The organism is Pedobacter sp. V48 (genome assembly GCF_000523515.1).
In the GTDB taxonomy this organism is placed as follows: Bacteria; Bacteroidota; Bacteroidia; order Sphingobacteriales; family Sphingobacteriaceae; genus Pedobacter.
Map to the genome: position 1 here is coordinate 228072 of NZ_AWRU01000006.1, position 26460 is coordinate 254531.

Annotated in this window: 26 protein-coding genes and 1 pseudogene; 16 read left to right on the forward strand and 11 right to left on the reverse strand. The window is 37.8% G+C overall.

The genetic code is table 11. The features are described 5' to 3' along the window. Nucleotides 1-93: 93 nt before the first annotated feature. The 10 genes and pseudogenes from N824_RS06235 to N824_RS06280 all read left to right on the forward strand — a co-directional run bounded on the left by N824_RS06235 (nucleotide 94) and on the right by N824_RS06280 (nucleotide 8410). Nucleotides 94-1515, forward strand: a complete 1422-nt coding sequence (locus tag N824_RS06235) for a Glu/Leu/Phe/Val dehydrogenase (RefSeq protein WP_048904281.1) — start codon at nucleotides 94-96, stop codon at nucleotides 1513-1515. Between the two features lie 129 nt (nucleotides 1516-1644). Continuing rightward, entirely contained in the window at nucleotides 1645-2304 is a 660-nt protein-coding gene (gene msrA, locus N824_RS06240) for a peptide-methionine (S)-S-oxide reductase MsrA (protein ID WP_052334069.1), read from the forward strand. 124 nt (nucleotides 2305-2428) lie between these two features. Further along, entirely contained in the window at nucleotides 2429-2839 is a 411-nt protein-coding gene (locus N824_RS06245; RefSeq protein WP_048904282.1) for a cytochrome c maturation protein CcmE, read from the forward strand. 5 nt (nucleotides 2840-2844) lie between these two features. Further along, nucleotides 2845-5316, forward strand: a complete 2472-nt coding sequence (gene ccsA / locus N824_RS06250; RefSeq protein WP_048904283.1) for a cytochrome c biogenesis protein CcsA — start codon at nucleotides 2845-2847, stop codon at nucleotides 5314-5316. Continuing rightward, nucleotides 5316-6077 carry a Rossmann-like and DUF2520 domain-containing protein gene (locus N824_RS06255; protein WP_048904284.1) on the forward strand — a complete coding sequence of 254 codons (762 nt, stop codon included), beginning with the start codon at nucleotides 5316-5318 and terminating at the stop codon, nucleotides 6075-6077. The genes ccsA and N824_RS06255 overlap by 1 nt, the downstream gene beginning before the upstream one ends. Nucleotides 6078-6117: 40 nt before the next feature. After that, a complete protein-coding gene (locus N824_RS06260; protein ID WP_048904285.1) occupies nucleotides 6118-6450 on the forward strand; it encodes a 2Fe-2S iron-sulfur cluster-binding protein in 333 nt (110 codons plus the stop codon). A gap of 27 nt (nucleotides 6451-6477) precedes the next feature. Next, a complete protein-coding gene (gene iscX / locus N824_RS06265; protein ID WP_048904286.1) occupies nucleotides 6478-6720 on the forward strand; it encodes a Fe-S cluster assembly protein IscX in 243 nt (80 codons plus the stop codon). 6 nt (nucleotides 6721-6726) lie between these two features. Beyond that, the gene (locus tag N824_RS06270; protein ID WP_048904287.1) at nucleotides 6727-7254 is read left to right on the forward strand and encodes an HAD family hydrolase; all 528 of its coding nucleotides are present in this window, start codon (nucleotides 6727-6729) and stop codon (nucleotides 7252-7254) included. Between the two features lie 116 nt (nucleotides 7255-7370). After that, entirely contained in the window at nucleotides 7371-7772 is a 402-nt protein-coding gene (locus tag N824_RS06275) for a periplasmic heavy metal sensor (protein WP_048904288.1), read from the forward strand. A 68-nt stretch (nucleotides 7773-7840) separates the two neighbouring features. Then, a pseudogene (locus N824_RS06280) lies at nucleotides 7841-8410 on the forward strand (Maf family nucleotide pyrophosphatase). Here N824_RS06280 and N824_RS06285 read toward each other — a convergent pair. The 6 genes from N824_RS06285 to N824_RS06310 all read right to left on the reverse strand — a co-directional run bounded on the left by N824_RS06285 (nucleotide 8399) and on the right by N824_RS06310 (nucleotide 14145). After that, nucleotides 8399-9292 (reverse strand): exopolyphosphatase, encoded by an 894-nt coding sequence (locus tag N824_RS06285; RefSeq protein WP_235207008.1) that lies wholly within the window; start codon nucleotides 9290-9292, stop codon nucleotides 8399-8401. The pseudogene N824_RS06280 and the gene N824_RS06285 sit on opposite strands and share 12 nt — an antisense overlap. Before the next feature lie 98 nt (nucleotides 9293-9390). Beyond that, on the reverse strand, nucleotides 9391-10554 hold the full coding sequence (gene dnaJ / locus N824_RS06290; protein ID WP_048904289.1) for a molecular chaperone DnaJ: 1164 nt from the start codon (nucleotides 10552-10554) through the stop codon (nucleotides 9391-9393). Nucleotides 10555-10558: 4 nt separating this feature from the next. Beyond that, nucleotides 10559-11158, reverse strand: coding sequence for a nucleotide exchange factor GrpE (locus N824_RS06295; protein ID WP_048904290.1), 600 nt, complete (start codon nucleotides 11156-11158; stop codon nucleotides 10559-10561). Between the two features lie 129 nt (nucleotides 11159-11287). Continuing rightward, nucleotides 11288-11971 carry a cell division ATP-binding protein FtsE gene (locus N824_RS06300; protein WP_048904291.1) on the reverse strand — a complete coding sequence of 228 codons (684 nt, stop codon included), beginning with the start codon at nucleotides 11969-11971 and terminating at the stop codon, nucleotides 11288-11290. Between the two features lie 2 nt (nucleotides 11972-11973). Beyond that, on the reverse strand, nucleotides 11974-12177 hold the full coding sequence (locus tag N824_RS06305) for a hypothetical protein (RefSeq protein ID WP_048904292.1): 204 nt from the start codon (nucleotides 12175-12177) through the stop codon (nucleotides 11974-11976). 48 nt (nucleotides 12178-12225) lie between these two features. Then, on the reverse strand, nucleotides 12226-14145 hold the full coding sequence (locus N824_RS06310; RefSeq protein ID WP_048904293.1) for a gliding motility-associated C-terminal domain-containing protein: 1920 nt from the start codon (nucleotides 14143-14145) through the stop codon (nucleotides 12226-12228). An 852-nt stretch (nucleotides 14146-14997) separates the two neighbouring features. Here N824_RS06310 and N824_RS06315 point away from each other — a divergent pair. The 4 genes from N824_RS06315 to N824_RS06335 all read left to right on the forward strand — a co-directional run bounded on the left by N824_RS06315 (nucleotide 14998) and on the right by N824_RS06335 (nucleotide 21429). Then, nucleotides 14998-18159 (forward strand): SusC/RagA family TonB-linked outer membrane protein, encoded by a 3162-nt coding sequence (locus tag N824_RS06315; protein ID WP_048904294.1) that lies wholly within the window; start codon nucleotides 14998-15000, stop codon nucleotides 18157-18159. Nucleotides 18160-18198: 39 nt separating this feature from the next. Continuing rightward, nucleotides 18199-19731: a RagB/SusD family nutrient uptake outer membrane protein gene (locus tag N824_RS06320; protein WP_048904295.1), complete on the forward strand. Its 1533-nt coding sequence runs from the start codon at nucleotides 18199-18201 to the stop codon at nucleotides 19729-19731. A 501-nt stretch (nucleotides 19732-20232) separates the two neighbouring features. Continuing rightward, the gene (locus tag N824_RS06330; protein ID WP_048904297.1) at nucleotides 20233-20415 is read left to right on the forward strand and encodes a hypothetical protein; all 183 of its coding nucleotides are present in this window, start codon (nucleotides 20233-20235) and stop codon (nucleotides 20413-20415) included. 27 nt (nucleotides 20416-20442) lie between these two features. Continuing rightward, a complete protein-coding gene (locus tag N824_RS06335; protein ID WP_048904298.1) occupies nucleotides 20443-21429 on the forward strand; it encodes a DUF5007 domain-containing protein in 987 nt (328 codons plus the stop codon). Between the two features lie 71 nt (nucleotides 21430-21500). On the opposite strand, the gene N824_RS06340 is transcribed toward N824_RS06335, so the two are convergent. After that, nucleotides 21501-22520, reverse strand: coding sequence for an acyl-CoA reductase (locus tag N824_RS06340; protein WP_048904299.1), 1020 nt, complete (start codon nucleotides 22518-22520; stop codon nucleotides 21501-21503). A gap of 77 nt (nucleotides 22521-22597) precedes the next feature. On the opposite strand from N824_RS06340, the gene N824_RS06345 reads away from it, so the two are divergent. Further along, nucleotides 22598-22948 (forward strand): 4Fe-4S dicluster domain-containing protein, encoded by a 351-nt coding sequence (locus N824_RS06345; protein WP_048904300.1) that lies wholly within the window; start codon nucleotides 22598-22600, stop codon nucleotides 22946-22948. Nucleotides 22949-23003: 55 nt separating this feature from the next. Here the strand turns inward: N824_RS06345 and N824_RS06350 are convergent, their stop codons facing one another. After that, the gene (locus N824_RS06350; protein ID WP_048904301.1) at nucleotides 23004-23459 is read right to left on the reverse strand and encodes a universal stress protein; all 456 of its coding nucleotides are present in this window, start codon (nucleotides 23457-23459) and stop codon (nucleotides 23004-23006) included. Nucleotides 23460-23541: 82 nt separating this feature from the next. Between N824_RS06350 and N824_RS06355 the strand changes: the two genes are divergently transcribed. Continuing rightward, entirely contained in the window at nucleotides 23542-24321 is a 780-nt protein-coding gene (locus tag N824_RS06355; RefSeq protein WP_048904302.1) for a C40 family peptidase, read from the forward strand. Nucleotides 24322-24348: 27 nt separating this feature from the next. Here N824_RS06355 and N824_RS06360 read toward each other — a convergent pair whose 3' ends face one another. Genes N824_RS06360 through hisIE form a run of 3 tightly spaced genes read right to left on the reverse strand, consistent with a single transcriptional unit; the run spans nucleotide 24349 to nucleotide 26375 of the window. Beyond that, a complete protein-coding gene (locus N824_RS06360) occupies nucleotides 24349-24825 on the reverse strand; it encodes an OsmC family protein (protein WP_048904303.1) in 477 nt (158 codons plus the stop codon). Between the two features lie 57 nt (nucleotides 24826-24882). Further along, the gene (locus tag N824_RS06365; protein ID WP_048904304.1) at nucleotides 24883-25785 is read right to left on the reverse strand and encodes a WD40 repeat domain-containing protein; all 903 of its coding nucleotides are present in this window, start codon (nucleotides 25783-25785) and stop codon (nucleotides 24883-24885) included. Next, the gene (gene hisIE, locus N824_RS06370; protein WP_048904305.1) at nucleotides 25785-26375 is read right to left on the reverse strand and encodes a bifunctional phosphoribosyl-AMP cyclohydrolase/phosphoribosyl-ATP diphosphatase HisIE; all 591 of its coding nucleotides are present in this window, start codon (nucleotides 26373-26375) and stop codon (nucleotides 25785-25787) included. The genes N824_RS06365 and hisIE overlap by 1 nt, the downstream gene beginning before the upstream one ends. Between the last annotated feature and the right edge of the window lie 85 nt (nucleotides 26376-26460).

The window sequence follows — 26460 nt, forward strand, 5'->3', positions numbered from 1 at the left end:
ACTAAGTAATTCAGCATTTGTATTAATCGTTTTTTTTAGTGCAATTTTGTACTCATAACTGAGAACTTATTCAAAATTCATAAAAAACAAATAATGGCTAATTCAGCAAATGAGACAAAATTTTTCGCAGACGTGTGTAAAAATTTTGACAGTGCAGCGCAGTTCACATCCCATCCCGAGGGATTATTAAATCAAATTAAAGCCTGTAACAGTGTGTATCGTTTCCAGTTCCCGATTAGAAGAGGAAATGGATTTGAAGTTATTGATGCATGGCGAGTAGAACACTCTCATCACATGAGCCCTACCAAGGGTGGTATCCGTTACAGTGAAATGGTAAATGAAGATGAGGTAATGGCTCTGGCGGCCTTAATGACCTACAAGTGTGCCATTGTAAATGTTCCTTTTGGTGGGGCAAAAGGTGGTATTTGTATTAATCCTAAAAACTACTCGGTGGCAGAGTTGGAAACCATAACCCGCCGCTACACAACTGAGTTAATAAAGAAGAATTTTATTGGTCCTGGTATTGATGTTCCGGCTCCTGATTATGGATCTGGTGAACGTGAAATGAGCTGGATTGCAGATACCTATATGACTATGAATCCTGGTCAGCTTGATGCTTTGGGTTGCGTTACAGGAAAGCCAATTGCCTTACATGGTATTCGCGGTCGTAAAGAAGCTACTGGACGTGGTGTTGCTTACGCTGTTAAGGAATGTGTTAATGTTGCCGAGGATATGCAAAAGATTGGATTTAAAGCAGGATTAGGCGATAAACGTGTTATTGTTCAGGGCTTAGGAAACGTGGGTTATCATTCAGCTAAATTCCTTTCTGAATTCGGAGCAACAATTGTTGGTCTTTGCGAGTACGAGGGGGCAATTTACAACGAAAACGGATTAAATATTGATGAGGTTTTTGCTCATCGTAAAAATACGGGATCGATATTAGGGTTCCCAGGGGCTACTGATTTCAAAAATTCGATGGAAGGATTAGAACAACCATGTGATATTTTAGTTCCGGCAGCTTTGGAGAATCAAATTACTGTAAACAACATTCGTAATATAAAGGCAAAAATTATTGCTGAAGGTGCAAACGGGCCGACTACGCCCGAAGCTGAAGAAATATTTACGGAAATGGGAGGGATCATTATTCCTGACATGTATTGTAATGCAGGTGGTGTTACTGTTTCTTATTTTGAATGGCTAAAAAACCTTTCGCACGTAGCATTTGGGCGTATGGAAAATCGTTATGCAGAGAATTCTAATGCCAATTTAATTAATACTTTAGAAAATCTTACTGGTAAAAAGATTCCTGCCGAGAATCGTTTAATGATTGTTAAGGGAGCTTCTGAGATGGAGCTTGTAAATTCAGGACTAGAGGATACAATGATTCATTCTTATCATGAGATCAGAGAGAATCTAATTACTAAACCTGGTGTTCAAACATTAAGGACTGCCGCTTTTGTTGGTTCAATTGACAAGATCGCGGTTTCTTACATGAACCTTGGCATTTGGCCATAGGTTTTGAAGACAGCTATTTTATCCGCATCACAAATAGTGATGCGGATTTTTTTTGTCATCCGTTTGCTAATTAAACCAGGTGTTAAAATCAAAATGCGTTTATCAGCGTATATTGCATAAAGCCTGATTATGAAAGTTAAGCTAATATTTTTGATACTTCTGACTACTTTTCTCTGTGCTTGTAATGAGGCACAAAAACTGGAAACTAAAAATGGATTTGCAGTAATAACAGCAGCAAAAAAGGGAGAAGCTGTAGCAACATATGCTGGTGGCTGTTTCTGGGCAATGCAGGAATGTATGCTGGAATTAAAGGGAGTAAATAAGGTTATAAGTGGTTATTCGGGTGGTACCAAGGCAAACCCGGATTATAATGAAGTATTATCTAAAACTACCGGATATGCAGAAGCCGTGCAGGTTTATTATGATCCCAAAGTGATAACCTTTGAAAAACTAACCGAAGCATTTTTCAATGCACACGACCCTACCCAGGAAGATGGACAAGGACCTGATCTGGGCCCTGATTATCGTTCGATCGCTTTTTATAGATCACCCTCAGAGAAAATAATAATTCACAACCTAATTAGTAGAATTGACTCAATAAATGGTTACAACAGGCCGGTGGCAACTGAGGTGATTCCATTTAAAGTCATCTATCCAGCCGAAACTGAACATCAGGATTATTACAGGAGGCGTAGCTGGGAGCCATACATTAGAAATGTTTCTCGCCCAAAAGTGCTAAAACTCAGAAAAACTATGCGTTACCTCATAAAATCTGAATATAAAGACTAAAAAATGCACTTTTTGTCAGAGAACTATCAATAAACTGTCATCATCCCGAATTGGATGTGGCTAAAAGACTTTAGGTACTTATATTTTTTATCTTTGTAGGGTTCAATTTATTTTTATTACGACCATGAGAAAAAGTGCAATTGTTGGTTTAATTACTATAGCGATATGTGTAGGTTTTTTAGTTAGTCTAAACGCTGATACAAATAGCTATTCTACATTTACTGAAGCTGCAAAAGATCCTAAGGAATTTCACGTAATGGGATACTGGGAAAAAGAAAAGGGTACATATTACGACGCTCAGAAAGATGCTAACCACTTTGCTTTTTATATGAAGGATCAAAAAGGCAGTGTAAATAAAGTTGTTTACAATGGTACTAAACCTCAAGACTTTGAACGCTCCGAAAAACTGGTATTAATCGGTAAGATGAAAGATGATACCTTCTACGCTTCTAAAATACTCATGAAATGTCCATCTAAATATAATAACGATCTTGTAGAAGTCAAGAAGGACGGTAAAGTGGAAAAATACAACTAATCTTAATGGATATACAATTTATTGGAGAGAACCTCCTTCCGGGTAAAGTCGGGCAATTCTTTATTGTTTTAGCATTCGCTGCGTCGTTACTATCAGCCATCTCTTATTTTTTTGCTACCCAAAACAAGGATCTTGCAGATCAATCATGGAAACGCATCGGACGCATCTCATTTCTAATAAACTGGCTTAGTGTGATAGGTATAGGAGCCACACTATTTTTTCTGATATTAAATCATTACAACGAATACTATTACGTTTATTCACACTCTTCAAAAGAACTGCCTGTATATTATATCGTGTCAGCATTTTGGGAGGGACAAGAGGGAAGTTTCTGGCTTTGGGCATTTTGGCAGTCATTGCTGGGCGTAATATTAATGTGGAAGGCCAGAACCTGGGAAACTGGCGTCATGACTATTGTAGCTTTCTCACAAGCATTTTTAACTTCAATGTTATTGGGTGTTGAAATCTTCGGCGAAAGAATAGGCAGCTCTCCATTCATCCTTTTAAGAGATGCTTTAAACCTTAAAGAGATGGCCCCGGTTGTATTTGCTGATCCTGAAAACTTTAAAAACTACCTTAAATTTATAACCGACGGACGCGGGCTAAATCCGCTGCTTCAAAATTATTGGATGGTTATACATCCTCCGACCTTGTTTTTAGGTTTTGCCAGCATGGTTGTGCCATTCGCTTATGGAATTGCAGGATTGTGGCAAAAGAAATATAAAGAATGGGTAAAGCCAGCAATGCCATGGGCATTGTTTGCAGTCATGATTCTGGGAACAGGGATCATTATGGGGTCGTTTTGGGCATATGAAGCACTAAACTTTGGTGGTTTCTGGGCTTGGGATCCAGTAGAAAACGCTTCTATTATTCCCTGGTTAACCCTTATAGCGGGTGTACACGTAATGATTGCCTTTAAAAATACAGGGCACGCATTCTTTACTGCAATTGTATTGATCTTTCTCAGCTTTGTACTGGTACTATATGCTTCATTCCTTACCAGAAGTGGTATTTTAGGCGAAACATCTGTACACTCTTTTACAGATCTGGGTATGTTTGGCCACCTTATACTATATAATGTTGTCTTTTTGGCCTTACCGGTAATTTTACTGATTGTAAGATGGAAAGAGTTGCCAATTACCAATAAAGACGAAGAAACTTATTCAAGAGAATTCTGGATGTTTATAGGTGCACTTGTAATTACTGTAGCTTGTATTCAGGTGATTTTCTCTACTTCGGTACCTGTGTTTAACGCAGCATTTGGAACTAACTTTGCACCGCCTATAGATGCCATTAAGTATTACAACCAATGGCAGGCTCCATTTGCTATTTTAGTAACGGTCATATCAGGATTCACCCAGTTCATGAAGTACAAGAGAACTGATATCCGTAAGTTCTATAGCAGTCTTGCGGCTACTGTGGTTTTCTCAATAGTAATTACTGCCGGTTTTGTGTATGTCACCAATGTATATCATAACCTGATGTATATTCTTTTAACCTTCAGTTGTGTGTTTGCAGTTATGTCGAACGCGAAGATTCTGGGACAGGGTTTTGGAGGTAAACGGAAATTGGTAGGTGCGGCTGTTGCACACATTGGTTTTGCTTTGTTGTTGCTTGGCGCTTTAGTAGCCGCAGCGACTAACAAACCAATCTCTTTAAATGCATCTAACTTTATACCGGTTAAAGATTTCGAGAAGGCTGAGAAACCTGGGGAGAACATTGTTCTCTACAAAAATGAACCAAAGAAAATGGGTAAGTACACTGTTACCTATATTAGCGATACAACGGTTGCTCCAAATACTTTTTACAAATTGAACTTCAAAGTTTATGATGAAAGTACGGGCAAGGTTAAAGAAGATTTTGAAGTAAATCCTCATATTCAGTCGAACGAGAAAATGGGGCTTATTGCCTCTCCAGATACAAAACATTACTTAACCTACGATATTTATACTCACGTTACCAGCGCTCCTTTGAAAGAAGATAAAGAGCATGGTGACCATGAAGGACATAGTGAAGAAGAGAACTACAAGGCTCCAAGGATTGTAACACTCAGCGTTGGTGATACTTTGCATACAAGTAGTGGGGTGCTTACTGTTAAAGCATTAAATCCAAAACCTCAGGCAAAAGATTTAGTATTAGGTCCTAAAGATTTAGCTGTAGGCATGCCAATTGAGGTTGATGTAAACGGTAAAATATATAAAACTGAACCCATCTTTTTGGTTAAAGGAAATAACGTGTTTGACTTTGCCCGTAATATTGATGATTTGGGATTAAGGGTTAGGTTTACAAAAGTAATTCCTGATCAAGGTAAAGTAGAATTGCAGGTTTTTGAAAAACCTCAGCAGGCTAAGGACTGGGTTGTCTTTAAATCTATTGAATTCCCTTACATCAATTTATATTGGATTGGTACCATAGTAATGGTTGCAGGATTTTTAATTTCCATTTTCAGGAGACAAAAAGAAGTTAAAGCTGTTTAATGAAAGTAGTCTGTATTGGTTCTGGTAATGTGGCAACGCATTTGGCTAATGCGCTAAAAGCAAAGGGCGTAGATCTGATTCAGGTATGGAGCCGTGACTTGGCGAATGCCGCTGAGCTTGCAAAGCGCACAAACTCATTAGCGATTTCAAATTTGGATGAAATTGACCGTTTTGCTGATTTGTACATTATTGCAGTGAAAGATGATGCCATTTTATCAGTATCTGGTAGCTTAAAAGATATAAATGGATTGGTAGTTCATACCTCTGGAGCGACCTCAATAGACGCCTTATCGGCATTGAAAAATTATGGTGTTTTATATCCTCTGCAAACTTTCTCTAAAGCCAAGCCAATTGATTTTGTTAATGTTCCCTTATGCATTGAAACAAACAACGTAAATTCTTTGGAAGTCTTAAGAAGTGTTGCGGGTAAGCTTTCGTCCCCGGTCTATGAGGTTGATAGTGAGAAAAGGAAAATATTGCATTTGGCGGCAGTTTTTGCCTGTAATTTTGTCAACCATCTTTACACATTAAGTGATAAAATAGTGGAACATTTTGAGCTCGACTTTGAGATGCTTAAGCCATTAATAATGGAAACAGCTTTAAAAGTACAGACTGAATTACCTATAAATGTACAAACCGGACCGGCCGTTCGGAATGATGAGCAAACTATGATTAAACATCAGGATTTACTAAACGGTATGCCTGAATTAAAAGAAATCTATCAAACTTTAAGTAAAAGCATTAAAAAAACACATTTATAGTTATAAATGCCGTTTTTCGTGCTTATTTTTGGACACAATTATGAGTATTTTTAAATTAAAGATAAATTTTGAAGAACAAGGAAAAGAACCTCTTGAATTACCTATTGTAAGTGGAGAATCGGTTCTTGATGCTTGTTTAGATCACGGAATAGAATTACAGCATAACTGTGGCGGAGTATGCGGCTGCAGTACATGTCATGTTTACGTATTAAAGGGAATGGATAATATCCAGGAAATTTCTGATAAAGAAGAAGATTTTATTGACAGAGCTGTTCGTCCTAGAATTACTTCAAGATTAGGTTGCCAGTGTGTTGTTATAGATGGAGATATAGAAGTAACGATCCCTGATCAGTCAGAATTTTTAGGTCACTAATGATAAATCAATAAATTATACAAAAACATGCAAGATAAATTTGCTTTACCAATATACTGGAATGACCATGAAGATATAGCCCAGGAGTTATATGAGAAATTTGGTGACGATTTTAATGAAGCCAAAATATACCGTATCAGATTCACTGAGCTAATAGAATGGGTACTAGAATTACCTAATTTTAAAGGAACCAGAGAAGAAAGTAGTGAAGGTCATTTGGAACAAATCCAATCGGCCTGGGTTTACGAATGGAGAGATAACCAGGATTAGTAAGATATGTTCCTGCAGAAACTTAAAAACATTACCACCCTTATTTTTGATGTGGATGGTGTGCTCACAAATGGTGATATTATAGCATCAGACAGTGGGGAGTTTCTGCGCACATTTAACATTAAAGACGGTTATGCTTTACAGTTGGCCGTAAAAAGGGGATATCTCGTTTGTATCATCTCAGGAGGACGGGGTCTGGCAATGCAAAGACGTTTTGAAGGTTTAGGCATTGCAGAAGTATTTCTGGGTGTTTCAGATAAAGTAGATGTATTTAATTCTGTTTTAACTAAGCATAACATCACGGCCGAGGAAGTATTGTATATGGGCGATGACATTCCCGATCTTAGCGTGATGCAACTGGTAGGGTTGCCAACATGCCCTTCAGACGCTGTACCCGAAATAAAAGCAATTTCTGAATACATTTCTCCATATTCAGGAGGTAAAACTGCGGTTCGGGATATTATTGAGAAAGTACTTAAAGTACAGCAAAGATGGTTCGATGAGAATCCTTCTGCAGCCGATTCCGGCAAGTGATAGCCTGCAACAATTATGTTACTTCTGCTAGATTAAACCTATTCCGCTGTTTGTACTCCAATCTTTTACAAAACCGAAGCTAAAAGCTTTATAACCATTAAAAATTGTAAAAGAGTATGAAAAAATTATTGATTATCTGCGGATTGTTATTTAGTGTAATAACATTTGCACAAGCACAACAGGGTCAGGGTCAAGGTGGTCGTAGAGGAGGAACACCTGAAGAGAGAGCAAAAAGAAATACCGAAATGCTGACTAAAAAACTTAGCCTTACAGCAGATCAGCAAACCAAAGTTTCTGCCATTTACCTGGAACAAGCTGAGGGGATGAAAAAACTGCGTGAAGATGCGGCAGGAGACAGGGATGCAATGCGGGCCGCAATGGTGAAATCTAACGAGGAAAGCGACACTAAGATTAATGCTTTGCTAAACGACGATCAGAAAAAAGCTTACACTACCTGGAAAGAAGAGAGAAAAGAAGCGATGAAAAAAAGACAAGACGGTAATGGCGGAGGGCAATAATTATAAAAACATTTAAATAATAGAAGCGGCATATGGTCGCTTTTATTATTTTTGAGCAAATATTAATTATGTATAGACAGACACTTCCGATAATACTCGCCTCAAAATCTCCGCGCAGACAAGAATTGATGAAATCGATGNMKSWWGAKYKTMRWGTAGTGTTGAAGGAAGTTGATGAAAGCTATCCCGAGGATTTACTCCCAGCCGAAATTGCGATTTATATCGCCGAGAAGAAAGCAGCAGCCTTTGCCGATGATAGCCATGAAAGTATAGTGATTACTGCAGATACTATTGTGGCCTATAATAATGAAATATTGGGTAAACCAGAAGATGTAACCCATGCTACTGAAATGCTAACCAAATTGTCTGGTACAAACCATCAGGTATATACTGGTGTGAGCATTGCTCATGCGGGTAAAATGCATTCTTTTTACGATGTTACAGAAGTATTTTTTAATCCACTTACATCAGAACAGGTTGAATTTTATATTGCCAATTTTAATCCCTTTGATAAAGCAGGTGCTTATGGAATTCAGGATTGGATAGGCCTTGTTGCGGTCGATAAGATCATTGGTTCTTATACAAATGTGATGGGTTTGCCAACTGAAAAGCTATATAAAGCGTTGTCAGAATTTTAATTCTGATAAAGAATATAGAACGCCCATTTTTAAATCGTAAGTAGATAAACGGATCTGTTTGATCTCAGACATTGATAGAATGTGATTTGTAAGAATTGCAGCAATGACAATCATATCAACCCTTAATTTTATTAGATCAGGCATGTTTTCGCGCGCCGCATGGGTAGATTTAATTAGTTTTTCTGAGAGACTGCTGTACGCCGCAAATTCAATGGGTATTGATTTTATATGCGCTATATCCACTTCTTTTAAGAGCATACCAGCAAAAGTCTCAAAAGCTCCTGCAGAACCAACTAATTGATCAGGTTTATACAATACACAAGCTTCTTTTAGGTCTGTGAGTTCATTGTTTAAATGGTTAATAATAGCTGATTTATCCAGCTCACTAATTGGATCTGAATGGAAATAAGCCTGCATTAATCTGGCTGCACCTATGTTGTAACTTTTCTTCCACAGGAGCTCTTTACGATTACAGATGATGAATTCGGTGCTTCCTCCGCCGATATCCATAATTAACGAGGTTCCGTTGATTGCACCTGTGGCTTTTACCCCCCTATAAATGTATTCGGCTTCTTTATCACCATCAATAACATCGATATTGATGCCTGCCTTTTTTTTTGCTGCATCCACAAAATCACTTCCATTGGCGGCACTCCTTACTGCCGAAGTGGCAATTGCATGTGTTTGTTGAACCTGATGTTTGTCGATTTCTTGTTTGAAGGTTTTTAACGTTTCAATTCCACGTTCAAATGCTTCTGGTATAATGATGTTTTCATTGATGCGTCCCTGACCAAGCCTAACCGGTACATTTGTTTTGTAGATTATCTGAACGTCTGTAGCGGATATTTCTGCTATTRTNTMSSTGAAAGGTATTTGTACCAAGGTCAATAACTGCGGCTCTCATCAATGGTTTATTTGATGGTAAAAGTGCAAAAAAAAAGCCATCCAATAGGATGACTTTTTAAAAAACTATTTAATTATTATTCGAAATATTCTTTCATTTTTTCGAAGAAACTCTTATCATGTTTACCGGGTTGTGGTTTAAAATTAGGAGAGTCTCTTAATTTTTCGAGCATGCTTCTTTCTTCAGAACTTAGTGCTTTTGGAGTCCATATGTTTACATGGATAATCTCATCGCCTCTGTGGTATGAATTGATTTCAGGGATACCTTTACCTTTTAAGCGCAATAACTTTCCGCTTTGGGTACCTGGTTCAATTTTGATTTTTGCTTTACCATCAATAGTTGGAACCTCAGCGCTATAGCCTAATGCAGCATCAATTATAGAAACGTGTAAATCATAAACCACATTATTCCCCTCACGTTTTAAAGTTTCATGAGGTATTTCTTCAATCAGGATGATCAGATCTCCGGGAATACCACCGCTAGGTGCTGCATTTCCTTTTCCACTCATGCTTAATTGCATGCCATCACTAACACCAGCCGGGATATTGATGGTAATGGTTTCCTCGCCACGAACTATACCATCACCATGACATGAGGTGCATTTAGCTGTAATTTGTTGTCCGCTACCATTACAAGTAGGACAGGTAGAGGTAGTTTGCATCTGACCAAGAATTGTATTGGTCACTCTGCGAACTGCACCGCTTCCACCGCAGGTTTTACATGTACTAACCGATGAGCGATCTTTCGCCCCTGTTCCGTCGCATGTTTTACAACTGATCTGTTTATTTACTTTGATTTTTTTCTCTGTACCGTTGGCAATTTCCTCAAGAGTGAGTTTTACTTTGATGCGCAGGTTAGTTCCCTTAGCTACACGTCGGCCGCCGCGTGACTGCTGACCGCCACCTCCAAAGAAACTTTCGAAAGGACTGCCACCACCACCAAAAATATCTCCAAACTGACTGAAGATATCTTCCATGTTCATGCCCCCACCGCCATATCCACCACTAGAAGCGCCACCAACACCAGCATGACCGTAATGGTCATAACGTTGTTTCTTTTCCGGATTGCTTAGCACTTCATAGGCTTCTGCAGCTTCTTTAAAATTATCTTCAGCAGCTTTATCCCCAGGGTTTTTATCAGGGTGAAATTTGATAGCCAGTTTGCGATAAGCCTTCTTAATCTCTTCCGCAGATGCGCTTTTGGTTACACCAAGTACATCATAAAAATCTCTCTTACTCATAATCTTAACTACCTACTACAACTTTAGCAAAGCGAATTACTTTATCATTCAAAGTGTAGCCTTTCTCTAATTCATCAATTACTTTTCCTTTTAACTCCTCATTTGGCGCAGGTATTTTAGTAATGGCCTCATGGTTATCGGTATCAAAAACATTGTTGATGCTTTCCATTTCTTTTAAACCTTTCTGAGCTAAAATACTTTTCAGCTTGCTATGCACTAAAGCAACACCTTCGCGAATTGGATTTATATCAGTAGCAGTTTCTATAGCCTTGGTGGCACGATCAAAATCGTCTAAAACAGGTAAAAGTGAAACTATTACATCTTTTCCAGCAGTTTGTAAAAGCTCACTACGCTCTTTTTGGGTACGACGTTTGAAGTTGTCAAACTCGGCAAACAAGCGTAGATATTTATCGTTTAAAGCTGCATTTTCTTGTTGTAATTTTTCTTCGGCAGAAAGCTCTGGCACAACTTCGGTTTCAGCAACTGGATTTTCCGCAGTTACTTCTTCAGTATTTATTTGATCTTCGGTATTATTCATCTGCTCTTCAGCGTTATTTTTCACAATTGGATCTGTGTTATCGTTCTTTTTCTTCTTGCTAAACATGGTATAGTAGAATTTTTGATTGTAAACTCAAAAGTTTTGCCAATGAAATATATCAGTCATGGTGTCAGTTTTATTTAGAATAAACTGACGCGAATGACTGAAAAGGAATGTTTTGTCAGATTTTGGCGGTTAAACAATTTGTGCATCTTCATGCACAATACCACCTTCGCATTTGATGATTCTTGAAGGGAAAGTTCTTATAATATGGTAATCGTGGGTAGCCATAAGTACAGCAGTTCCACTCTGACTAATCTGTTTAAGCAGCATTACTATTTCTTCAGATGTATCAGGATCTAAGTTCCCTGTTGGCTCATCAGCAAGTATTATTTCTGGGTTATTTAATAACGCACGTGCAATTACAACGCGTTGCTGCTCCCCGCCCGAAAGCTCATGCGGCATTTTTCTGATCTTTGAACGTAAGCCTACCTTTTCAAGAACATCTTTTATGCGCTCTTCAATTAAGGCTTGATCTTTCCACCCTGTAGCTTTTAATACGAACTCAAGATTTTTTTCAATCGTTCTGTCTGTAAGCAGCTGAAAGTCCTGGAATACAATTCCTAATTTTCTGCGTAAATAGGGTACATCTTTAATGGCCAGGTTTTTTAAATCGAAACCAGCTATTTGTCCGTCTCCATTACCGATATGAAGATCTCCATAAATGATTTTAAGCAAACTGCTTTTACCGGAACCGGTTTGGCCAATTAAAAAAACGAACTCTCCTTTATCAACATTTAAATTTACATCTGATAAAACCAGATGTTTTTGTTGAAATACATCTACATTCTTTAGATTTATAACTGCGTTTCCTGTCATTTTTAGATATCTATTTTAGCAATTTGTCCAAAAGGCAAATCATTCACAAAATTCATAATGTAAGGCAATTTATCACCTAAGCCCAATTTTTCAAGCGATTTATCAGGCCTGTCTACCCTAAAGTAGGCCAATAAGGTAAATTTATCATCCCTTAATTGTACATAATCAGGAATCTTGGCAATGCCTTTTACTTTAATAACATACATTAGGTCAAAAATAGTATTTCAAATTGAGAAATAAGGCATGTGATGTATTTATCTAATCAGGGTAAGGGATCCGGTAATTGGTTTCATGCCATTTTTCAGATCAATGATATAATAATAGACACCAACGGGAACATCCTCATTTCTGTACTTTCCATCCCATGGCTTTTCATAGCCGGTACTTTCAAAGATGAGGGTGCCATAACGATTCATGACTTTTACCACAGGAACATCTAGAGCGTCTATGGCGGTGATATTCCACACGTCATTTATATTGTCTCCATTCGGACTAAAAGCATTTGGGACAGTAAGCCCGTTGTAGACCTTAACAAATACCGTATCCAGAGCGGTTACACAGCCCAGAGTCGATTCTGCATGCAGGATATAGTCTGTATCCTCTTTAGGCGATACCCTGGGGGTAAGGGAGTGTTCATCTTCAATGTCGGCGTTTGGGGTCCAGAAATACCTTATCCCATCGCCGGATACCTTTCCGTTTAGTTTGACATCGTATCCGCGTAATATTTTTTTATCGGGACCCGCATCGGCGGTTGGCACTTTGTTAACAATCACATTTACCTGGGTCTCTCTATAACACGTACCACTTTTTACTTGAACTGTATATAATGTAGTTATAGTTGGCGACGCTATGGGATTTGCAATATTTGGATCTGAGAGTCCAGTTGTTGGCGACCAGGTGTAAGTTGTGCCTCCTGAAGCATTCAATTGCACACTTGTTCCCTCGCAAATCTGAGGTGCCGGATGATCTACCGCTGGTACCGGTGGTGGAATAACGCTCACATTTATTGCCGAGGTAACCTCGCATCCCAGGCTCTTTACAGTAACGGTATATGTGCCAGACATATCAACGGTTGCACTTCGGATTTCTGGCGATTTATCTGTCGAAAATGGTGTGCCGTCAGGCCTTCGCCATTCATAGGTCCCTTCATTATCTACATGTAACATGATCGCATCTCCCACACATACAGGCCCATTACTTATGGGGTTTACTACCGGTGGAGGATTAACCCTGATGGTTATAGTTTGGGAAGCTGTACGACAACCTGGCGAATTAAAGTTCCCAAGTTCGGCTGCAGTTAGCCTGTAATTGTACAGTCCGGGGATTGCATTAGAAAATGGAGCATCATAGCTTGAGGGATTTGTAGCCCCTGGAATATCAGTCCAGCTGCCCCCATTGTCTTTTTGCCACTGGTATCGGAGGGTTTGGGAACCTACTATCTGAGCCGATAGTTTTAAGGTAGTGGTTGTTCCTTCACAAATGTCTTGAATTCGGTTAAAACTGCTGCCTATTCCAGCTTTAATGTCTGGACCGCAGGCTCTGAATGTGATGTCATCTATCACAATATCATTCCCGCCGGCATCATTCGCATTAAATACGTTATTGATCATTCTGATCTTTACACGGGTGGACGTCGTAGTTTCAAAAATAAAGCCATATTGTCTCCAATTGCGATCCTGATCAGGAATGTCACCAGTATTGTAGGTACGGAGTACTGTATTATTCATGTCCAATATAACGAATGTGATATTTGGTTTTAAGCCGGAATAGTCCAGCATATTCAGCAGCCATGCAGCAAATTCATATTTTGTATTTGAACAAAGATTGGCCTGCACTTCTGTTTCATAAAAAATACCTGGATTGCGGTCTGCATTCACAACCATCATATAGCCATCTACATCATCAGGGGTGTGGTTGGTTACTGCATACCAGTTCCTGTTCATCCCTATAGTGGTTTTTGCAATAGTATAGGTGCCATCCCGTACATTCCTGTCGTTTACATAGGTGTAACTACTAAAACCAGGATCCGGGCCAGCATCCGCAGTCCCTCGTCCAAAATCTATGTTGACCACAGGATCACCTAGCGAACCGGTACATACCTGTGCCATCACCTTTGCAGTATTAAAGGCCAGAAGTAAAAATAATGCGGTAAGTTTTGTATATCCCCAGGTCAATACATTGATTTAAGCTAATACAATATACTGCTTATTCTCTGTATTTTAAATAATCTTATAGCCCCTAATGGAGCCATTGAAATCTTTGATCGTGGCATTTACGATAATGACTGGCGAAACAAATTTTAACAGCTAAAATGTATGCTTTATTTAAATGACTCATTATTAGTTATTTGAGGTGTATTTTAAAGGAAAGCACAAGAGGGGCGCTTATTGCTGAAAACCCTCTTGAAGGCCTTTAAATAACATTTTTTATTTAAAGCAACCGTTTGTGTTGAATTATTGACATAGCTAACTTATCTGACTTTCCTATCATTTGTATATATAATGAATTGTGAATGAATATATCTTTATAGTTAAAATATTTCCAATATTGTTTAAGACTTATACCTTGATATGAGGACGCTTTATAATCTTATTTGGTTAATGCAAACGGTTGCGTTGTTAAAGATTGTTAAATGACATTTCAATAACACTAGATTAGGGCTATCAACTAAAACAGCAATAATATTTTTAGCACATAAAAGCTTGAGAATTAATTATTAACCATTAACCAGGATTTGATTTAGGGCATCAAACCAGAACAACAAATAACCACATATAATTTTAAACGAGGGAATTAGGCAAACCTCAATTAGCTATTTACAATAAATATAGCCGGGGAATTCCTATGCCTTAATTGTATTAACAAACTGACTTAAACTAAACAACTAACCAAACCATGAAAAATCAAGTCACCTAATTACAATTGGTGAATATGGCTATCCAGGAATAGTCTAGCCACTTAACAGATTGAAAGAAAACCGCTCTTCATTGAATTCAACTATTTGATTTTAAACTAAAAAAATGTTTATGAATAATTTTTACAAGAAGCAACTCTTTACCTGCCTGTTGCTGCTGTTTTCTGTAATTGCATTCGCACAAAAAAAGATTAGCGGAACAGTTAAAGGATCAGATGACGGTGGTCCTCTTCCAGGAGTATCTGTTACATTAAAAGGGACCTCGAAAGGGGTTAGTACAGATGGAAATGGAAAATTTACAATTGACGCACCTGCCGAAGGTGTGCTTCATTTTTCATATATAGGATATAATGCCAAGGATGTAAACATTGGCGGGCAAAGTGAAGTCAATGTTCAATTGACCCCTTCAGCAAATGCACTTAAGGATGTAGTAGTTATCGGGTACCAGGAAGTATCAAGGAAAAAAAGTACCGCGGCAGTATCTACTGTCAAGGCAAAGGATATAGAAAATTTACCATCCCCAACATTTGATAAACTATTGCAAGGTAGGGTGGCGGGCCTAAATGTTCAGGCTTTCTCTGGTGAGCCTGGTGGTACACCAACATTTGTTGTACGTGGTAATTCGTCGATCGGAAGAGCGGTAAATGCAGCACGTGCGTTAAGCAGCCCGTTATTTGTGATAGATGGAATTCCTATTTCGAGTGAGGATGTTACTTCATTTGGAGATTTGACAGGAACTAATTTTATTGCGGGAATAAATCCCAATGATATAGAATCCATTGATGTTTTGAAAGATGCGGCAGCCGCATCAATTTATGGATCAAGAGGTGCAAACGGAGTAGTGGTTGTTAAAACTAAGCGTGGTAAGTCTGGTAAACCTGAAATTAATGTAAGTGCATATACCGGTGTTTCCAAACAAGGTGAGATGCAGGAGTATATCACAGGTGCTCAGGAACGTAGGTACAAAATGGATTATTTGAACAAGTATGCCAGCCATGCGCAGCAGGCTTTATACCCAATGATACTAACAGATAGTTTAAATCCTGCATTTAATAATGCGAACGATTGGCAGGGAATATTTTATCGCACAGGTATCATTCAAAATTATGATGCTTCTGCTTCTGGTGGTTCAGAGACTATGAATTATCGCTTTAGTGGTAACTATTACAACGAGGGTGGTATTATCAAAGGAACAGGGTTTAAGCGTTATACCATGTCGGGATCAATGGGAGTTAAGCTTTCAGAGCGTCTTAAACTTGATGCCTTATTTAGATTGTCCAGAGGAGATCGTGCCAGGGGACGTGGACAAGCACCTTGGGAAAACCCACTTCCAATAAATGCAGGAACATTCCCAACTTCACTATTATATATAAGTGATGTGGATATGCAAAACTTTACAGGTGTGCTTGATCAGGTGAAGGATAAGAATATCAATGATGATATTACTTCCAGTATAACACTTAATTACGATATCAGTAAAAAGTTTCATTTCCAAACACAAGGGTCATTACAATCAAGTAGGGGAGGCAGAGATATCTTCAGGCCAAGTATTTTGGATGCAGATGGTAATTTCTATGCTCAATCATCGAAATCGAATTTTGATAACTTTAATATAGATAACCTTCTTTCGTACACTACTTCTGTAAATTCGGATCACCATATTACAGTACTTGGTGGAAATACCATAAACTACCTGACACGAGAATATACAGGAATCGGAGGGATTGGAAAAGGTAATAATGTAATTTCTACGGTCCAAGGCATCAATGAGTATGTATTCAGCGATCCGTATGGTAATATGATAACAGGATCCAAGCGTGAAGCTTCGGGTATGCTGTCTTTCTTTGGAAGAGCAAGCTATGATTATAAAGATAAATATCTTTTCTCAGTTAGTTTCCGTGCCGATGCCTCATCTCGCTTTGGTAAAAATTACAGATGGGCTCACTTTCCTTCTGTTTCGGCAGGTTGGGTAATATCTGACGAGCCATTTATGAAATCGGCAGAGAATTGGGTATCATTATTGAAAATAAGAGGTAGTTACGGCGTTTCGGGTAACTTACCTGCCGATTACTATGCGCCATTTAACTCATACATTACCGGAAATGGTGGGGCCGGGTATCAAGGCTCCGCAGCCACAAACACCTATAATGGTGTAAATTCCGTTACTTATAATCCAGGATCAATTACACAAGATAATTTAACATGGGAAAGGTCAATCCAATCAAATATTGGTATTGATGCAGAATTCTTTAAAAGTAGACTGAATTTATCAGTTGACGCTTACAATCGCGGTACTTCAGATCTTATTTTCGATTTAATCATGCCGGTTACCAGTGGATATGATAAAGTTAGAACCAATGCGGTTGATGTTAGGAATCTGGGTGTCGATTTAAATGTTACCGGAAGAGTCTTTAACCCTGAGAGCAAATTTCAATGGAATCCAAGATTGGTAATGTCATTCAACAAAAATCAAATCATGTCGTTGCCTAATGGTAATAGAGACATTATGGTTACCGATGGTAATACTGGTACTACTTTTATACTTACTAAAGGACGTCCTATTTATGAATATTTCCTGGTTAAATCGGCCGGGGTATATACAGATAAAAATGAAATCCCTTTTGATCCGCGTACCGGTGATCTGATTACTTATTGGAATGGATCACAGACTGCAAAACCTGGCTCATACAGATGGATAGATCAAAACTTTGACTATGATGTATGGGACCATTTTGATAAAGTAAGGGTTGGTAATCCGAATCCAAGAGTTACAGGTGGTTTAAGTAATACCTTTACTTATAAAAATTTCTCTCTTGAAGTTTTTACAACGTTCCTACTAGGCAGAGAGGTGTATAACACTTATATCTCAAGTTTACTGGATCAATACAAACAACTGGGAAGCTTCCCAAATACAGGGCTTATCAATCTTGACAAATTGCCTATATGGCGTAAACCGGGAGATAAGGCTACCTACGCCGACTTAAATCCTTATGGCGATTATTATTATCAATTTAATAATTTCTCTTCGGCCTATATGGAAGATGGATCTTATGCGAAAATTAAATACATCAATTTAGCTTATAATGTTCCGACCAAGTGGTTAGAGAAATTAAAAATGAAACGCTTACAGGTTTATACCATCATAGATAATGTTTACTCTTTCCAGAAATCAACATTACCAGATGTTGAAGCAGTGAATGAGCTTGGAATATACACAGGAGATAGTTATCCGGTACCTAGAAAATTCACTTTTGGTATTCAGGCATCTTTTTAAGTTGCTTTAAATAAATAATCAATAATTAGAACATAGATCATGATTTTATCAAAATATAAAGCATTAAGTATTTTTCTTTTGGGAGGGATGCTTTGCACAGGACTATTTTCCTGCAAAAAATTATTAGACTTAAAGCCAGAGGGTTCGGTATACGAAGGAGTGTATTGGAAAACTCAGGATGATGCAACTTCTGGTTTAATGGGAGCTTACTCTCTATTGCGTAAGTCACTTACTCTTGGCGGTAGCGGTATGTCGAATTTTGTTTTTGGCGATTTTACTGCCGGAGTTTTTAATCAAGGAGGAGATTATGCCTTAAACTTCCTTGTTAGAGGCGATGAGTATTATGGTACAGGACTAAATGTGAATGATTTTAGAGGTGATTATCTGGATGATTTCCAAACCTGGACTCCCTTTTATAAAACAATAACACAAGCAAATACCGTAATCGAAAAAGTAGGCAAAATGCCGGATAATGTATTTAAGACCCCTGCTGATAAAAGGAAGATTATTGGGGAGGCCTATTTTATTCGTGCCTATACCTATTTTTACATGGTTCGTATATGGGGAGATTTGCCTTTGGTGCTTCAGTACGATCCAGATCCGGTATCTTCTAAAAACATTGGACGTACTGCTGAAGCTACAGTTTTAGATTCTTGTGTTGTAGATATGAATAAAGCTGCAAAGCTTCTAGCCTGGAAAACCAGTAATGAAGAAATTGTAAGAGCTGATAAAGGGGCTGCCTTTGCACTGTTAGCACATTTAAACAGATGGAAATATTTTGTAACTAAAGAAACGGACCAGACTTTATTGAATAATGCGGTTGCTGCTATTGATTCAATAACAACATCTGGGAAATATCAGTTAGAGCCTGCTTCAAGTTTTGCTAAACTATTTAAAGGGAAATCATCAGAAGGCATATTTGAGATCAGTACCAGCTTTTCACAAGGTGAATACCAGGTAGACGGCGGTTTTTATTTGTATACTCTAGGTATTCCCTATGTTCCAAATAAAGTAAGGTCTACAATTTTTGATAAGGATATGGTTGATGCCATTTTTGCTGATCCTGCTGATGCAAGGTATAATTACTATTTCGATAGAACAAAACCTGAGGATATGATCCTCACGAAATATGTCGGTAAAAATAAACAAAATCTGGTTTTTAAAGATCCAAATGCTCAAACAGGTGCGGTAATAGATTGTAATATCAGTGTTTTCCGATTGGCAGAAATGTTATTGTTGAGAGCAGAGTGCAATGCTTTGCTTAATAAGAGCGGAGAGGCGCTTACTGACTTAAATGCAGTCAAAAGAAGATCTAATCTTGACAATTATGCTGGAAGTGGGGATGACCTTAGGTATGAAATCTTTGATGAAACTTTTCGCGAATTATTTTGTGAAGGTCATACCTGGTATGATATGGTGCGTAACAAAATGGTTGTAGATTATCTTGGGGCTGATCGTTTCCCTCAATCAAGATATGATGAGGAAGGTTGGAAATGGCCTATTAACAGAGGATTGTTTGTTGATAATAAAGTACTGACACAAAATAAATACTGGATCGGAAAATTAAGATAACCGGGACACTTAAATTAAATATCATGAAAATTAAATTATCATACATTTTAACTCTATTCTCTTTTTGCTTAGCATTTACTGCCTGTAAAAAGAATGATTATATCATTGGGGGCGATTTACATGATCCACATGTAAATATGACAACTTATGATTTTCTTAAAACCAGGCCTCTATTTGACACGCTGGTAGTCCTTATTGATAAAGCAGGATTGAAAGATGAAATCAACGGAAATAATACCTTTTTTGCTCCTACAGATTATTCAATTAAGTCTCTTTTGGAAAGAAGGACACTGATTATTCAACAGAAATATCAGGATGAGAATATCAAGTATACATTGGATAGTTTKCCWSKNCCAKWWYTRAKWKNAKTCAKWAARAKMTCACCTTTTTGCCGGTAAGATTAATCGCGAGCAGCTTTCTTTAGAAAATAAAGTTTTCAAGAGCCTGTCTGGTGAGGATTTCTCTATTTTATTAAAACAAGTTGATAGCTATACTGGGCTTGTGACCACTAAACCACAGTATCTTTTTCTGACTAAAATCAGAAATGGCCTGGATCCAAATCCAATTCCTGATGATTATCTGGATGAGGACAGGGATATAATAGAGCTGGTTCAGACCTCAGGGATTTTAACTACCAATGGGGTGCTCCATGTATTAAATAATACACACAAATTTTACTGGTAAATCTTTTACTCAATTAAATTGAAAGAAATGAAAATTATAAGATATGCACTAATACTAATTGTATGCGCAAGTTTAGCCTGGGTGGGGTGTAAAAAGATCCCTGTAGGTTTTATTGGAGAAACAATGTATTATAAAGACAGCCCCTTCTCTATTGAACAGGGTAATGTAAAAGTGGTAACAAGCTCATTAAATTTAGATGGCTCAACACTTCCTGTTTTAGTTAAACTGCTTGAAGTAAGAAAAAAGGGCACAAGCCAAAAGGCTGAAGAATTTTATGCAGAACATGAGGTTTATGTTTACAAACAACCAATTGATCCGGATGTAGATACTACCATTGCCCAGGTAAATGCAAAAAGAGAGAAAAAAATGCTGCCTCCCTTTGAGTTTTTGCCTAGCGGACAATTTCTCTTTAATGCGGGAACGGCATTTTTGCCAGCAAGATCTGAATATGAATTTGACGTGGAAGTGAGTAATGAGAGTGGAACAAAGGTGTTTAAAAACATTGGCGAAATTCATTTTAGAGATCCGGAGTTGTTTAAGCCTTATGCAATAGCAGCAAGCTGGTTTAATGATAATGGAGTTGCGACTGACAATGGCGCATTGTCTGCTAATCCAGAAATGATCATTGAAAAAATTAGTGACGAGGGTACAAATGCAATTGTAAAGATTGTGGATCAAAATGGCGTTCCATTTAACCCTAAGACAGGAGAGATCATCAAAAGAGGAGATAGGCCTACCTTTGAATCCTATGCGAAATTTAACCCTGTAACGTATACAGATACTTCGATGGTTTGTAATTTTGAGATTACACCTTTCCCGATAAAGAGAATTAGCGGATATGGAGATTTTCTAATGTACTACAGAATACCAAGTAAGTTTGCGTCGTTAACTACATTCCCGGCAAATCATCCTCCTGGAACAACATTTAGTATCAATCCAAGATTTGGCTTCCAGATTAAACAACTCGGTACTTATTTGATCACCATTAAATTAAATGGGGTTATACATAAATAACTGACCTGTATTTGGTGTCAAAAGCCGGCATATTTAACCTATTTAATTAGGTTCAAATATGCCGGCTTTTTTTATATCGTTTTAAGGAATGCTATGGTATCCACATTATCCGCATAATCCCATAGTTTTGGAACCTGACTTTCTCCAAATCCTAGTACGCTGGTTTTTAGTTCAAAAGGAATATTACTTATCACACATTGAATGTTTTCTTCTTCAGCCTTTAGCTTAGTTGCTACATCATCGATGTTTTTATATCGCTCATAATACAATACAGCTAATGGCGATGACATTCCTGAATCTTCTTTTAGCAATAAGAAACCGTTATCATAATGCTCAGCCATATTTACCAGGTAAATAGATTTGTTATAATCGTAGTTGTTGTTGTATTTGAAATGATTAATAATTTCTTTGAAGTGCTCTATCGGCTCAAAAAAATGTTTGATATTGTAATCCTCCGGGATAAATAGTTTAGAAACATTTCTGCAACCTAAGCCAAAATAATCAAATATATCATGACCAAGCGAGGCAATTTCGGAAGGATTCTCTTGTCCGTTTAATACCGCAACACTATTTCTGTTTTTTCGAATGATGTTTGGGACCTTACCAAAATAAAAATCAAAATATCTCGAGGTATTATTACTACCTGTAGCAATCACCGCATCAAAATCTTTCAAACGCTCAACATAGACAATATGATCTGCCAGTTGCGGCTCAATAACAATTAGCTGAGTGAGTAGGGCAGGCAGCAATTTGTCATCAGATGATGATAGCTTAATAAGCGCTATGTTTCCGGTTGCCAAAACAGATAATACATCATGAAAACCTACAAGAGGGATATTTCCAGCCAATATTAACCCAACTTTTTTAGGATGTTCATTAATCGTAATATTTTTGAACCAGGTCTCCAGATCTTGTTGGTTAAGCATTTTATGCAGGGCATTTAATGATCTTTCTACCTCATCTATAGTAAACCAGGCATTGCTGTTTTGAGCCGTTAAAATCAGGTTTTTGAATCCCTGATCGGGATTGGCTATATAGTCACTAAGTTTTTTTAAAGCAATAATTAGTTTTTCCGCAGTAAGGATTGGCATATTTCCAACAATTTTAAAGTTTAAGTGTTATATTTGCAATGCAAAGGTAACCCTTAGCAATAGATTTACACGAAGACATGGCTATTAAAATAACAGACGAATGTATTAACTGCGGAGCATGTGAGCCTGAATGCCCAAATAATGCAATTTACGATGCAGGCACTGCCTGGAGATTTTCTGATGGTACTAATTTAAATGGTATTATCGACTTTGGCGACAAACAAATAGACGCTGAAGCTGCACAGGATGCAGCCTCTGATGAGGTCTATTATATTGTTTCAGATAAGTGTACAGAATGTAAAGGCTTTCATGATGAACCTCAGTGTGCTGCGGTTTGTCCGGTAGATTGTTGCGTTGATGACGAGGATGTTCGCGAAACAGAGGAGGAATTATTGGCTAAAAAAGCTTGGTTACACCAAGAGAATTAGTTTTAGCTTTTATAATCAAATTTATACAGGACACCCAAAGGGTGTCCTTTTTTATTTAAGCTTTTTCTTCATACTTGTTTGGGACAATTAAAACCGGACATGCTGATTTTCTTGCTACATGTTCAGCAACACTTCCCATTAAAAAGTGATACAGACCTGTGCGGCCGTAAGTTCCAATTACAATAAGATCAGAGCCGTACTCATCAGATTGCTGTATAATACCGTGTGCAGCGCTATCAACCACACTTAAATATGTGGTAGTTATGCCGTGACTAAATTTAGTTTCAATTTCTTTTAGTAATAAGTGGCTGTTTTCTTCACTGTTGTCGTAAGTTTCCAAAAAAACAGGTGCTAGTGTTAAATCAGGGCTGATGTTTGCAGGCACGGGTTCTATAATATTGACAAGTGCAACCTCTGCGCCAAATGTCTTCGCTACTTCATAACCAACTTTTGCTGCTTTTTCTGAACAGGTGCTATTGTCAACAGCAATTAAAATTTTTTTGAGGTTCATCGTCTTATAGATTAAGGTTTATACTATAAAAATAACAAAATAACTGTGCAAAASWYKACRYTYNTWCCRWNGATTTTATGCTATGGAACAATACTATGGAATATGTAGGGTGGCAGTAGCACCCTTAAGATCTGAACCATCAGACAGAGCCGAAATTGCATCCCAATTGCTTTTTGGAGATCATGTGGAGATCCTTCAACGAAATGAAAAGTGGTGGCAAGTACGTAATGCCTATGATGGATATGAAGGATGGATAGACTTTAAGCAGTTAACAGAAATACCTTTAGAAGAGTTCGTAAGTAACCATAGTTGCAAATACCTGGCTCCGGCCGAAATAGGTAATGTAATAACAGATGAGCAGGGTAGTAAATATTATATCTCTCCAGGAAGCAATCTTCCTTTGTTTAATAATGGCTATTGCAGTATAGGGGGTGAAAAGTATCAGGTTTTGTTTAGTCCAAGACTAGTTTCTCCTTCTGAACAAGTCGATGTTATAAATACAGCACTTTTCTTTCAAAATGTTCCTTATTTATGGGGTGGCAAGAATTTGTTTGGAATGGATTGTTCAGGATTTGTGCAGATCGTTTTTAAACTGAACGGAATACAACTAAACAGAGATGCCTGGCAACAGGCGGAACAAGGCACCACAGTTGATTTTTTACCTGAAGTAAAACCAGGGGATGTCGCTTTTTTTGACAATGAAGAAGGTCGCATTATTCATGTTGGTATTATGCTAAATGCAACCGATATTATTCATGCTTCCGGAAAAGTCAGGATAGATCCAATGGATAATCAGGGTATTTATAATGCTGAATTAGGAAGATATTCTCATAAGCTTAGAATCATTAAGCGATTAACTTAATGATTCTAAGTTAAAATTTTGATGAATTTAACCCTTTTCTACGATGCATTTAGGGCTATGCGTAACAGGGAAATTGCATGAATTAGCAATAAAGCACATCTTGTTTGCCTGTTCGTGTAATGAATTCGCTTTTTCTACGTGGTCTTCATTGTTAATTACTACCACGGGATTTAAAATAACTTCAGTGAAATGACCGCTTCCACTAGGTTCTTCGGCCATTTTTCCTACTGCGTTGTCGGTATAATCCAATACGATGATCTCGTTTTGAGAGCATAGGTGTAAAAACCAAAGCATATGACATGATGATAATGATGAAACCAACAAATCTTCTGGATTGTGTTTAGTTTTATCCCCTAAAAATGCCGAATCTGATGATCCCTGGATGTCTGCTTTATGGTCTATTGATATGATATAACTTCTTTCGTAAGACCGGTAGTCCATTGTTCCTGAACCTTTATTACCCGTCCATGTTAAACTCGTTTGATATAGATGTTCTTTGGCCATAACTTATACTTAGTAGCCTCCAATTTAAACAAACTTTCCTTAAAAAAATAGTATACTTTAAGAATTAAACTCCCAAACCATTACCTGTCTGTCGTCGCCTGTAGAGATCAGGTATTTACCATCTGAACTCCAGATGAGTTTGTTGATAGAGTGAAAGTGACCCTCAGTATTTTTTTCTAAGCTAAGGATCTTATATAGTTTAAAATCATTGGTTCCCCATAGCTTAATGCTTTTGTCCTGACTGCAGGTCGCAAAATAAGGCTGAGTAGGGTGGAAGGCGATAGTGTAAACACTGAACATATGTGCGGCTATGTTATTTACCAATTCATAGTCTGGTAAGTTCCATACCTTTAACTGTGCATCCCGGCCACCCGAAATCAATGATGCTCCATCCGGAGCATACTGTAATGCAGTAATTGGGAGTTTATGACTGCTCAACTCGATCTTTAAGCTATAATCCAAAGAATTATAAACTCTGATAATTCCATCCTTACATCCAAAAGCAACTTCTTCTTCTGAATTGCTTACCGCAATGGTACGAACTGTATTCTGTAAAACAGGGAAATTATAAAGTAAGGAGAAATCACTGAGTGACCATACAGCTACTGTTCCATCTTCCCCGGTACTTAAAAGTTCGTTTTTATAAGCAATGGTCTTTAGATCAAACACTCCTTTTTGGTGATGACTTAAAGTAGCAATTGTTTTCTCCAGTTTTATGTCAAATACAACAATTAGCCCACTCCTTTGTGCGATAAAGAGTAAATCTTTATAACTATGTAAAGCATACACGGAACTTTGTACGGGCACCAGAACTTTAACGAACGTCATTGTTTTTAATGACCATTCCACAACGCCTTTATCATTGCCTGCGCTAAAAAAGACATCTTTTTTTACCGCAGGACTTGCAAGCGCATAAATTGGGTTTTGGTGACCGCTAAGTGTATGTAAATGCTTTAACATTATTTACTGTGTCTGCCTTTAAGGTTTAAGCCAATATCCGCAAGGGTTTTACCCTTTTCTCTAAGTAAAACCAATAGGTGGAAGATCAGGTCGGAGCTTTCGTTAACAAAATCAACATCAGTTTCGGCCAAAGCAGCGATAACAGTTTCAACACCCTCTTCACCTACTTTTTGTGCAATCTTATTAAGACCTTTTGCGCGAAGCTTATTTACATAAGATTCCTCAGACGGGTTCTCATAACGATCGGCAATGATCTGCTCCAATTCAAAGATAAAGTTCTGGTTGTAATCAGTTTTAAAGCAGCTGCGGGAACCTGTATGACAAGTAGGGCCAACTGGCGTAGCTTTTATAAGGATTGTATCGTTATCACAATCTATATGGGTTTCCTTTACAAAAAGAAAGTTTCCGCTTTCCTCGCCTTTAGTCCATAGCCTGTTTTTACTGCGCGAAAAGAAAGTAACTTTCCCTTCTGCAAGCGTTTTGTCCCATGCTTCCTGGTTCATGTAACCCAGCATTAAAACTTCCAGGGTATGTACATCCTGTATAATTACAGGTACCAAACCCTGTGTTTTTTCAAAATCTATGTTCATATCGTTTTTAACTCTTTATGCGATCTCATCATGCTGAATTTATTTCAGCATCCCGGCTAGGTTATTTATCTTTCTCTTACGGGAT